The organism is Psychrobacter lutiphocae DSM 21542 (assembly GCF_000382145.1).
Taxonomy (GTDB): Bacteria; Pseudomonadota; Gammaproteobacteria; order Pseudomonadales; family Moraxellaceae; genus Psychrobacter; species Psychrobacter lutiphocae.
Genome location: NZ_KB907644.1, coordinates 1 through 13,020, shown reverse-complemented (window position 1 = coordinate 13,020; position 13,020 = coordinate 1). Strand labels below are relative to the sequence as shown.

6 protein-coding genes are annotated in these 13,020 nt (G+C 38.9%); 4 read left to right on the top strand and 2 right to left on the bottom strand.

What is annotated here, in order from left to right; translation table 11 throughout:
• Window positions 1–8: 8 nt before the first annotated feature.
• On the bottom strand, window positions 9–2,645 hold the full coding sequence (nirB, locus tag H140_RS0109195) for a nitrite reductase large subunit NirB (protein ID WP_019673368.1): 2,637 nt from the start codon (window positions 2,643–2,645) through the stop codon (window positions 9–11).
• 925 nt (window positions 2,646–3,570) lie between these two features.
• Between nirB and H140_RS0109190 the strand changes: the two genes are divergently transcribed.
• From H140_RS0109190 to H140_RS0109175, 4 genes are all read left to right on the top strand, one after another.
• Window positions 3,571–5,076 carry a NarK family nitrate/nitrite MFS transporter gene (locus H140_RS0109190; protein WP_019673367.1) on the top strand — a complete coding sequence of 502 codons (1,506 nt, stop codon included), beginning with the start codon at window positions 3,571–3,573 and terminating at the stop codon, window positions 5,074–5,076.
• A 199-nt stretch (window positions 5,077–5,275) separates the two neighbouring features.
• On the top strand, window positions 5,276–7,516 hold the full coding sequence (locus tag H140_RS0109185) for a protein kinase domain-containing protein (RefSeq protein WP_019673366.1): 2,241 nt from the start codon (window positions 5,276–5,278) through the stop codon (window positions 7,514–7,516).
• Between the two features lie 120 nt (window positions 7,517–7,636).
• Complete coding sequence (locus H140_RS0109180; protein WP_019673365.1) at window positions 7,637–9,109, top strand: NAD(P)/FAD-dependent oxidoreductase; 1,473 nt, start codon at window positions 7,637–7,639, stop codon at window positions 9,107–9,109.
• A 232-nt stretch (window positions 9,110–9,341) separates the two neighbouring features.
• Entirely contained in the window at window positions 9,342–12,509 is a 3,168-nt protein-coding gene (locus H140_RS0109175) for a molybdopterin-dependent oxidoreductase (RefSeq protein WP_019673364.1), read from the top strand.
• 248 nt (window positions 12,510–12,757) lie between these two features.
• Here H140_RS0109175 and H140_RS0109170 read toward each other — a convergent pair.
• Window positions 12,758–13,020, bottom strand: a 263-nt coding sequence (locus tag H140_RS0109170; protein WP_019672900.1) for a transposase, incomplete at its 5' end; no start/stop codon positions are given.

Genomic DNA, 13,020 nt, shown 5'->3' with positions numbered 1-13,020 from the left:
CATACAAATCAACCTACAGTTTCTAAAACTTGTTTCTCATCTTCAGTTGCAGGACGAATCTGTTCACGTTCGGTCACAAAGACTACATTGTCATCACCAAGCTCGCTGTTAACAAAATGACGGAAACGTTTTAACTTCTCTTTGTCGGTAATGGTCTCCTTCCACTCACAAACATAATTATCAACCAGTAACTGCATTTGATCTTCTAACTCTTGTGCGATACCTAAGCTGTCGTCGATAATAACTTGTTGTAAATATTCTAAACCACCTTCTAAGCTTTCCCGCCACTTTGAAGTGCGTTGTAATTTATCCGCTGTTTTAATGTAAAACATCGTGATACGGTCGATATATTTGATTAAAGTCTCAGTATCTAAATCAGTGGCAAATAATTCACCATGACGAGGTACCATACCGCCATTACCTGCGACATAAAGATTCCATCCATTTTCGGTAGCAATAATGCCGAAGTCTTTAGATTGGGCTTCCGCACATTCACGGGTACAGCCTGAAACGCCCATTTTAATTTTATGCGGTGAACGCACCCCTTTATAGCGGTTCTCTAAAGTTAGGGCCAAACCTACACTGTCTGCTACACCATAACGACACCAATTCTCCCCGACACAAGATTTAACGGTACGCAGTGATTTGCCATAAGCATGGCCAGTCTCAAAGCCTGCTTCGACCAAACGCTCCCAGATATCAGGTAACTGTTCTAAACGTGCCCCAAACAAATCAACACGCTGTCCACCAGTAATCTTGGTATAAAGATTAAAATCTTTAGCGACTTGACCTAATACGATAAGTTTGTCAGCCGTTATTTCACCACCTGCAACACGTGGCACTACAGAATAAGTACCGTCTTTTTGGATATTACCTAAATAGTAGTCATTGGTTTCTTGTAGGGGTGCAAGATCAGTTTTTAAAACGTAGTCATTCCAGCAAGACGATAAAATTGAAGCGACTGCAGGTTTACAAATTTCACAGCCATGACCACTACCATGTTCAGTTAACAATTGATCAAAGGTTCTTATGCCTTGCACACGCACTAAACTGTATAACTCTTGACGAGAATAGGCGAAGTGTTCGCAGAGATCATTGTTTACTTCAAAACCCAGTTCGGTAAGCTGATAGCCCAAAACATCTTTAACCATAGGAGCACAGCCACCACAACCGGTTCCTGCTTTGGTACAACTTTTGACCTCAGCTAGAGAATAAGCACCATCTTCTACTGCACCACATATGGCTCCTTTGGTAACATTAAAACAGGAGCAAATAGTGGCTGTATCGGGTAAGTTTTCTACGCCCATTGCAGGCTTTTCAACGTTGGGTAATATTAAGCTTTCAGGATGCGCCGGCAGGTCAATATCATTTAGGAATAATTGCAATAAATTATTATAGTCTTCAGTATCACCGACCATAACTGCACCAAGTAGTTTTTTATTATCGCTACTGGTCACCAGCTTTTTATAGATGCCCTCATTAGGATTTTGATAGACATAACTAAGACTGCCTTCGGTTTTTGCATGGGCATCGCCAATACTACCGACATCAACACCCATTAGTTTAAGCTTGGTGCTCATATCGGCACCAGTGAAGGTTTTTTCTGTATCACCAGCGATTTGAGCAGCACAAATACTGGCCATAGTGTAACCAGGGGCTACCAAACCAAAGACTTTATTGTCCCAAACGGCACATTCGCCGATGGCATAGATGTCTTCATTATTGGTCTGACAAAAGTCATTGATTAATATGCCACCCCGACCACCTAAGGTTACACCGCACTCGGGATTATTTTTCATAATGCCATCTTGGGGACGTATGCCGGCACTAAATAAGATTAAATCTGTATCCAGTTCTGTATCATCAGTGAACTTCATGGTCAAAAAGGTATCTTTTTCTAAATGAATACCAGGCTGTTCCGCTGTTTGATGGATATCGTGATTCATTGAAATACAGCGGTTATGAACGATTTCTTTGGTGTTTTTGCCTGTTAAAACCGTTACTCCTAAAGCTTCAATTTTTTTCTTTAAAATCTCACCACCAGCAGGATCTAGCTGAACGCCCATCAACTGAGGAGCAAATTCAACGACGTAGGTATCAAGTCCTAAGGTCACTAATGCTTTGGCAGCTTCTAAACCTAACAGCCCGCCACCGACCACAACGCCTTTTTTTACATTTGATTTTTGTGCCGTTTCTAAAATTTTTTCTAAGTCAGCAATGGTACGATAGACATGACAATGGGAATGATCTCGACCTTCAATAGGAGGGACAAAGGGGTAGGAGCCAGTGGCTAACACCAATTTTTCATAGGTAACGCTTTCGCCACCTTCTATCGTAATACTGTGGTTCTTACTATTGATATCTACAATACGTTGGTTTAAATGTAGTTTTATTGCAGTCGTATCATAATGTTCAATATCTACAAGGTTGAGTTTACTGGCATCTTTATGCTCAAAATAACTGGATAAATAAACCCGGTCATAAGCGGGGCGATCTTCTTCAGCAAAAACATGAATGTCATAGGTGTCATTTAAGCCAAGTTCAATGGCTTTTTCTACAAAATGATGCCCCACCATGCCATTACCTACCACTACTAGGTTGGGTTTGTTTGTGCTGTTTGTATTACTCATATCTGCCTTACTCATGAATTATTCCTTTATGTGGGGTTATGCTGTAGGCTCGATACTGAACTAAGTGTCGATTAAATTAAGACCTGATTTGATGCCAATAATTAATGTCAACAATTAATACATTTTAAAATCATGCTTACCGCCTAATGCCTAACGTAATACATACAATAATCGTGCCATATATTCTAAGTAACGAATATTCAGCAATTATTTAGAATTATTTTGATTAGGTTTATTTTCAAGGAGGTGCGACTTATAAGACTTATAAATAGTTGTTGCTATCTATAGGGGTAAGAATAGTACAAGACAGCTTCAAGTAAATGGCTATATTGAATGACACCAGCAAATTAGAAATTAGAATTAACTAAATAAAAAATAGGTGGTTTAGTGGGAAATTAATTAAAAAAAGTATCAAATTAGTGCTAAATAAAATTAAAAGTAATTTTAAGTCATATTTTAGAGCATAACTTTGTAACAAAAAGCAGCTGTTTAAAAATTAAGAATAATAAAATAAGAGAAGTCGTAAAACTAATAACAAATATTTATAAATAAGTAGGATAAGAATAGTAATTATATTCTAATAGTCGAATATATATAGTTTAGACAAATATTGGGGAAGTAAATTTTAATGGGGTAATCTAAGGGGTAATGGCTATAAAATAGCTAATTAGTCTGAAAATACTAAGCACATGGCACAGGGATTGCAATATTCACTTATGTAAATATTAGTTTAATTTTAGCAACAAGTTAATGGCTAGTTTTATTAACTAGTTTTAGAAGCTTAGAAACAGCTCAGATTTTAATAACTTTTTTAACTGTAAGAAATTAAATTAATTTGAAGTGAATGAGTACTTATTTTTAGTTTTTAAATATTAAAGGTCATTTTAATAATTAAAAACTGTGAATTGAGCAAACTACCTATATCTTAAGGAAGCATTAGATGTCATCTGCTACCCCAGTCCCACCCAGTAAGAATAAACTCAATATCTTTTCCTTTGCGGGAAAAAATAAAATCCTTCATCTAGGTTGGATGGCGTTTTTTCTAACCTTTTTTGTGTGGTTTAACCATGCTCCCTTTCTATCAGCTATTGGTGAAACTTTAGATTTAACCAAACAACAAGTAAAAACACTACTAATCTTAAACGTAGCCTTAACCATTCCAGCTCGTGTCATAATAGGGATGTTGACCGATAGATTTGGACCGAGACTGGTGTATACCTGTATCTTAGCCATTGGCTCAATACCCTGTTTTACCTTCGCCTTTGCTCAAGATTATGAAACGCTAGCTTTGTCACGTTTCTTAATGGGCTTTATCGGTGCCGGCTTTGTGGTCGGGATTCGCTTAATCAGTGATTGGTTCCCTTCAAATGAGCTAGGCACTGCAGAAGGTATTTATGGTGGTTGGGGTAACTTTGGTTCAGCTGCTGCTGCCATGTTATTACCCACAATGGCCATCGGCTTTGCAGCTTGGTTTGGTGGCGCTGAAGGCTGGCGTTATGCTTGTGCCACATCAGGTGCAGTGATGGCGTTATATTCTATTATTTTCTATATAAAAGTTCGTGATACGCCTAAAGGTTCTACTTATTTTAAGCCTAAGAAAAATGGTGCGATGACCGTTACTTCAAAAGGTGACTTTTGGTTGATGATGGTATTTAAGATTCCTATGTATCTGGCCTTAGCTATTCTTGCATGGAAGCTTTCTCCAACGGGTGTGAGTCTACTCAGCCAGTCTACAGTAAACATTATCTACGTATTGCTTGGCATCCTATATGTATATGAATTTATAAGTAGTTATCGCCACAATAAAGAAGTTTTTCATACCGAAGTTCCAGAAGCACAACGTTATGATTTTAAACAAGTTGGTGTGTTAAATATCTTATACTTTGCGACCTTTGGTTCAGAGCTAGCGGTAGTATCAATGCTTCCTTTGTTTTATCAAGAAACCTTTGATTTATCGATTGTGGCGGCGGGTTTATTGGCGTCATCATATGCCTTTATGAACTTGATGTCTCGTCCAGGTGGCGGTTGGTTAAGTGATAGATTTGGTCGTAAGACAACTTTACTTATACTTACAGCAGGCCTAGCAGCGGGTTACTTCCTAATGGGTATAGTAGATTCTGGTTGGCCTATCGCTATGGCGTTATTAATCACCATGTTCTGTTCATTCTTTGTGCAAGCTGGTGAAGGTGCAGTATTTGCGGTTATTCCATTAATTAAACGTAGTATGACTGGACAATTCGCGGGTATGGCCGGTGCTTATGGCAATACGGGTTCAGTGGTTTATCTGACAGTGTTAAGTATGGTTAGCTATCAAACCTTCTTCTTCGTTATAGCGATAACTGCAATTGTTGGTTTTATCGCCTTATTTTTCTTAAAAGAGCCTTCTGGGGTGATCGTAGAAGAAATGCCGGATGGGACCTTTGCAGAGATCAAAGTTAGTCATTAATTTTGCAAATATTTATTAAGCAGACTGACCGTACTGACTATGAATATAAATGATCCGTTTAGTTCAAACGCAATCAGTTTGCAAATAATAGTTCTACAAATAATCACTTTTAGAGAGATAAAGCTTAAACTCTGGCTTTATCTCTCTTTATACCTTTTTCTTTATGTTATTAATGTGGTTTTTTTTAAAAGGAACCTTTGTGCCAAATCTAGGAAATATAGTAGAGCCTAACTTTAACCTCAATAAAAATGAGATAGAGCAAAACGACTTAAATAAAGCCGAACCAGAAAAAATTAAAACCCAAACTACAACAATTTTTGGAAATAATTCAAACCATTATTCTAGCAATAAGTCCACTTGGTGGTTCGATTTTCACACCATGGCTGGCCGTAAAAAGGAAAATCAAGACAGCTTGATGATGACTACCTGTCTTTTAAATTATATTGAAAGCAAAGCTGAAGCAAACATAGATTTAAATACCAACCCAACCCAATTAATAACTCAAGCACATCAATTACCTGTATTAGCAGTTTTGGCCGATGGGGTCAGTGCCTGTCAATTCCCGAAACAAGCCAGCAAGTTAGCAGTAGAAATTGTGACCGAATACATCATCAAAGGATTAAATCATTTGTACCGTCAGTCTATATTAGACAAACAACAAATGAATGAGCAGTTACCAAAGAAAGTTTTTGATGATGAGAGAGTTGCCGGGATTATCAAATCAGCGGTGGTTAAAGCCAACGATTCAATGTATTTCTCACAATCCTACCAGCGGGTGCCACCCTTATTATCCACGTTATCTGGTGTGCTATGTATAGAGGATAGGGTTTATCTATTTCACACCGGAGATTCGCGGATATATCGATTTAGTGCAGAGACGACAACCGTACTTAGTGAAGATCACCGTATTCATCACGGTCAAGATAAGGGGGCTCTATCTGCAGCGCTTGGGGCAGATACTCGTATTGATTTACAACAAAGTGTATTTACCATGCACCAAAATGAATACCTCGCTTTAATGACAGATGGGGTTTATGAACATCTTAATCCTGTTGATATGCAATATGAATTTAATGCTGCTACCACCAAATTAGAAAATACTAAAAATTGGCAGTTTATTAAAAACTGGGATTTAACTAAAAAGTTATGCCACCAAGCTTATGAAGAAGGCAGTAATGATAATTTGAGTATTATTATGCTGGGTATGGGGCTTGCTAAGAGCCTAAATGGTGCAAAAGATATGATAGACAATAATGACGGTACGTTAAATACGGGTGTAACAACAAATGGAACTGACTCAATTGGTAAGGATGATCAAAGTCAGCCGATACAATTTAAGCTACCAACGGGATTAGAAATCAATGACAGTATAGATGGTTTTAAAGTAAAAGCGATTATAGCTCGTACTGCAAGAAGTGAAGTGTACCTAGTAGAAGATGATACTGGTCATGAGTATGTTTTAAAATCACCAAGTTTAAGAACGGTAGATGATGGAGAGTATCTGCGTAGCTTTTTAAAAGAAAGAAAAATAGGTTTAAGCCTTTCGAGAAATAGGCGGGCAGGCGAGTCAGCTTATAATCAGACCGATCCCAACTTTATTATTAATAAATCCAATGTCCCTCTAAATAGCCTTAATGACTCTAATAATAGAGAGAATTCAGGCAATAGGGGGAAAGCTAGTAATAAATCTACACGAGGGTCAAGTTCTGCTTTAGGGGAGTCTGGGTTACTACGCTATTACCCCGTACCTGCCAGCTCAATTTATTTGTATCACCTGACCGAATATATCGAAGGTGAAAGTTTACGCGTCTTTATGGATAGAAATGGTCCTTGTGACGTGTGGCAAACCCATGATTTATTGACCAAAATAGGTATGGCGGTTCGGGTTATGCACCGTAATTACCTATTACACCAAGACATCAAGCCTGAAAACATTTTGTTAACAAAATCAGGGGCAGTAAAACTCATTGATTTTGGGTCAGTAGCTTCCTCAATTTTAAAAGATAATACCCGTCCACCAGTAGGTGATTTACACTATGCTGCACCAGAATACTACACTGATGCACCAAAAGGTGTGCATTCCGATTTATTTTCGATTGCCGTCATTGGTTATGAATTGCTGACTGCACAGCGCCCTTTTACTGCACAAGAGCTGATGTCGGCGACCTCAACATTGATAGTTCCGACGCAATTAATGAGTCAAAAGCAAGTCCCAGCCACCAGTCAGCAAGCATTACTTCGTGCATTACACAGAAATACCAATGCCCGTCATCAAGCAATCGGTGAGTTTTTACAAGACTTTAATCCCGATAATTCAGCATCATTAACTGATCCTGAGCCGTTAATTAAACGCAATCCCTTATTGGTGTGGCATGGCATTTGCTTGGTACAGAGTATAATTATTATTTTTTTACTTATTAAGTTTGTACCAACGCTTTAAGCTTATAACTTTTTTACGAGAATTTTATTCTTTGAAGCCGTTTGATTATAAGGCCTAATGGTTATAAAAAATCAATAAGCAAACTTATTTCTGTTGCCGCAAATGTGGCTAAGGTATCGCATGCCAGCTCTAAATAAAGCCAGCACCATCGCAAAATTAGACAAGCTTCTTGACCAAAATGATCAAGTTTCGTTTAGTGATGTGGTTATAGTTGGTGCAGGTATGGCAGGTAGTCGCTTAGCCATCAAACTTGCGACATTATGGAAGGATACAACTTGTAAAAGCCCAAAAATTACTTTAATTAGTAAAGAAAAAGAAGTGGGTTATAACCGCATTATGTTATCCCCAGTATTGGCGGGGGAAACCGCTTTCGAAACTACTTATTTATATGACAAACAACAATACCAACAGTTGGATATTAATGTCTTAGCGGGTGTAAGTGTAGATAAAATAGATACTAAAAATCAGCAATTATCATTAGATAGTGGTGACACACTGGGTTATGGCAAGCTGGTTATTGCTACAGGGTCCACAGCACGCGTTATTCCTTTTCCTAATCATCAAGCCAAAGGGGTCCACGTCTTTCGTGATGTGGCAGATGTGGCTGTACTCACTGAGTATGCTAAGCAAGGTAAAACTGGATTGGTCATTGGCGGCGGGGTATTAGGATTAGAAGCTGCTTGTGCTTTATCTTTACAAGGTGCGGCTATGAGCGTAGTGCATGTCGATAACTACGTACTCAATCGACAGTTGGATCAACCAGCAGCGATGATGTTACAACAAGAGTTATTGCGTAGAAAGGTTAAGCTAGAAACTTCTGCCTCAACCACTACTATTGAGGTAAATAGTTGTAATGAAGTGACTGGACTTAGTTTACAAGATGGCAGGACATTGCCTGCTGATTTTATCGTTATGGCAGTGGGTATTATTCCCAATACTAAGCTGGCAATCGATGCAGGTCTTAAGGTTAATAGAGGTATCTTGGTAGATGAATATATGCATACCAGTGCCAAAAACGTTTATGCCATCGGCGAGTGTGTCGAAATAAACGAAGAGCTTTTTGGTATGGTTTCATCAGTAAATCAACACGTTGAAGTTCTATTACAAGTGTTGACCGAGCAACATTCAAAACAGCAATGGCTTCCCTTTATAAGCGTGCCTTTAGCATTGAAGCTCAAGGTGTCAGGTATCGCTGTGTTCTCTTCAGGTAAAATTAGTTTTGATGAGACGGAGTTAGAGGCTATCGAAAAAATTGAGTATAGACATATTGAGGATGAGCATTACCAATGTTTGTATATTAAAGACAACCATCTGGTCGGGGTAGTGCTGTATGGTGAAACTGGTGATGGTAACTTTTATAGCCAGCTTATTAATGAACAAATTGATATCTCTAAATTTAAGCAAGACCTTATTTTTGGAACAGCTTATTGCCAGTCGTTATTAGAACAAAATGATGGAACTGTTTCACATACTCTAGTAAATAGTCCAGCTAAAGCTTTAACAGGGAACGAAAATAATAAACTTAATTTAGAGTTCACATCTGAATCAGCCACAGAATCAGCTTCAGAAACCGATATTACTTCAGTTGCTTAGGAATAGAATTGTCAGCGTTACTGTTATTCATTTATAGATTTACCCCAAAAGCCAAAGTAAAAATAGCGAGAATATTATCAAATCCAGTCAGGCCAGTACGTTTAAAGCCAATACCTCTTCAAATACTATTACCACCTTAACCTTGGAAAGTGATAGCGCCTCCCTTTTACAAAAAAATAATGCAACTAAAACGGTGCGAACCACTTGTCCTTATTGTGGGGTAGGTTGTGGTGTGTTGGCAACCGTAGATAACAGTACGGGTAAAGTAAGTGTAAAAGGTGATCCAGAGCATCCAGCTAATTTAGGTAAATTGTGCTCGAAGGGTAGTAATCTGGCTGAAACTTTAAGGGAGGATCGCCGCTTAACCTATCCTTATTATCAAAATAAACAGATCAGTATGCAGAACAGTCTGCCTCATGATTTAACAAATAGTTTGATAGAGGATTCTCAGTCACAGCAGGCGGATCATTGTTTAGCTATACAACAAATCGACTGGGAAACTGTTATCACCGATGTGGCGACTCGACTAAATGACACTATTAACCAGCATGGCCCTGAAAGCGTGATGTTTTATGTATCAGGCCAGCTTCTTACTGAAGATTATTATGTTGCCAATAAATTAATGAAAGGCTTTATCGGTAGCAATAATATAGACTCCAATTCTCGCTTATGTATGTCTTCAGCGGTTGCAGGTCATAAAAGAGCCTTTGGGGCAGATATAGTACCGGGTAGTTATACTGACTTTGAGGATTGCGATTTATTAGTATTAGTGGGCTCCAATATGGCTTGGTGTCATCCCATTTTGTTTAGCCGTTTTTTGAAAGCCAAGCAAGAGAATCCAACCAAAAAATTAGTTGTTATAGATCCAAGGCGTACGGATTCTTGCGAATTTGCGGATTTACATTTGCCTATTGTGGCTGGTAGCGATACCCATTTATACAATGGCCTACTCAAGTATTTAAAGGAGAAGGGGTGTGAAGATGTTGAATATACTGCTGATTGTGTAGGTATGCAGCAAGCCATTGATAGTGCCCAAAAATGGAGTATTGAAGCAGTAGCCGAAGCCACACAAGTTGATGCTGTGCAAATAGAAAAATTTTATCAATTAGTGGCTGCTAATAACAAAACAATTACCGCTTTTAGTATGGGAGTTAATCAATCTCGTAGTGGCACAGATAAGGTCAATGCCATTACTAACACTCATTTATTTACTGGCCGAGTAGCTAAACCTGGTGCCAGCCCGTTTTCATTGACAGGTCAGCCTAATGCCATGGGCGGCAGGGAAGTAGGGGCTTTGTCTAACTTGCTGGCAGGTCATCTAAGTTTAGACAGTTTAGAGCATAGACAAGCTGTGGCTGAATTTTGGCAATCACCTAAGCCTATTGAACCTGAAACTGGGGTCAAAGCTTGCGATGTGGCTGATGCTATCCTTGAGGGTAAAGTAAAAGCGATATGGATAATGGCTACCAATCCTGTGGTTAGCTTACCTGAAGCGGATAAATTCCGTAACGCTTTAGCGCAATGTGATCTGGTTATTGTATCTGAATGCTCTAAAGACAGCGACACTATAAGATGTGCTGATATTGTATTGCCAGCGCAAGCATGGAGTGAAAAATCTGGAACAGTAACTAATTCTGAGCGACGTATCTCGCGACAACGCAGTCTTTTGCCCGGCGTTGGGGGCTCAAAGCCAGATTGGTGGATACTATCGCAAGTAGCAAAACAAATGGGATTTGAGGGTTTTGATTATACTCAGCCTAGTGAGATTTTCTTAGAACACGCTGCCTTGACTCGATATAAGCAGGATGAGTATCCTCGGCAACTGGATTTGGTAACTGACTTTGAGCGTCATGGTCAAGATTATGAGTTAATGACCCCTTTGCAATGGGGCGGTAAGCATATCGATGTAAACAGTAAACAGTATAAACAAGGTGCACCTAAGTTCATTGCAATAGAACCTCCCAAACAAGCTGGCGCGGTGAATAGTTATGGCATGTTAAATAGTCATTTAAAGCAAAAAAGTGAAGCAAACCTTAATTTAGAATCTGAAAGTGAAACTAGCACAAAAAGGACAAGTAAAAATATAAATCTTAGATTAATAACAGGCAGATTGCGCGATCAGTGGCATACCATGACCCGAACTGCTTTGGCGCCGAAGCTTAATCAGCAACAAGCTGTGCCAACTCTTACTTTACATCCAAGAGATGCCGAAAAGTTGGGTGTTGATAACGATAGCTATGTGCTAATGAACGCAGACTTGTCACAGTTGGGTCTATTATCTAATGACAGCGCTTTAAACAATAGCTCTTTAAATAATAGCTCTTCAAATAACAAATTACCTAAATCATCTACTAAACCACAAAGTGCGTCAAGTCTAAAAACCTCTCACGTTGTTGCCCAAGTAAAAGTCAGTAATGAAATGCGTGTAGGGGATGGGTTCATGCCTATGCATTGGAGTGATGCTTTTGCTAGCTTAGCGAGAGTAGGTACTCTGATTCCCACTAAAGTAGACCCTATATCATCTCAACCGGAACTGAAAAATTCAGCGATAACAGTAAAATCACTTAATATAAAATCAGTAGGCTGTATTTTGGTGCATCCTGATTGGATGGATGCTGTATTGGTGCAATTACGTCAATTGGCCGACAACAACCAAAACCACTCAGAACCAGAATTCATTTGGAGTCTAAGTAGACAACAAGACTGTATTTTAATAAACATGGGGGTTTGTAGTGACTCATTGCATAAAGATTGGTTAACAGCAGATTTTTGGCAGCAATGGGTAGCCCGTCTTACTCATTTAAGTCAAAGTTTTAAAACTAAAAGCGCTCAAACTACTATTTCTAAAACTACTATTAAAAATAGAGATTTAAAAGAAGTAAGTGAAGATAACGCAATAGCCACAAGTTTTATGGTGAATTCTAGTGCAGAGCAGTTGCGTTTAGTGGTTAGTCAAAGCACAACAATCGAGCCCGAATTTAAATATAACTCTAAGTCTGCAGCTAAACCTACACCTATTTCTATACCTAACTCTAAAGCTGTCCTATCTGAATTATCTGAGCAGCTTATGATGGCAGTTTATATTGCTCCTAACTTAGAGCAGTTACCGAGTGCCCACTGGTTGAATAGTTGCTTTGAAGATATGAGTCAAGTGCCTTCGGTTAAGTGGTTGTTAGCGGGACGACCAGCCAGTGGTTACGTAGATCCTGGTCCTATAGTGTGTGCCTGTATGGGGGTAGGTGAGAATACCATTATTGATACCATTATTTCACAGGGCTGCAGTGATGCAAGTGCAGTGGGTAGCTTATGTCAAGCGGGTACCAATTGTGGCTCCTGTATAGGGCAAATAAACGAGCTCATTAAAGAACATCAATTAAATAGAGCAACTGAAATGGCTTAAACTGGCATGTAACTTGCTTAGTTATGGTTAGATAAAGTACACAAATTAATTAAATAGCCAGTAAAAAAATACCAGCTAAGCCGTTTACGATGCCAGGAGCTCACCAAGCATGCCCGAATTTAGTTTTCAAGAGGTTAACCTTTCAAAGAACAATAGCTGTTTTATTACCCAGTTTACAACCCATACCTCAGTTGAAGACGGTTTAGATAACGATAGAGGGCAAAATGATATTATACCAAACCCAATAATTAAAGTTGAGCCCAAGCACGAGTGGTTAAAGTGCGAATTCTTTGTGGCTGTTTGAGCAGATTATTCCAAGCCAAACAAGCGGCATCAACAATAGCTTCATAGCTTTCATAACAGCGATTAGATAACTCATTTTGCTTCAGGTACTGCCATACGTTCTCAGAGGGGTTAAGCTCAGGTGAATACGGTGGTAATTTAAGCATAGTGACATTCCCCTGATTCAAGCTTGGTTGATGCCATAATGCACCGTCCATTACCACCACCG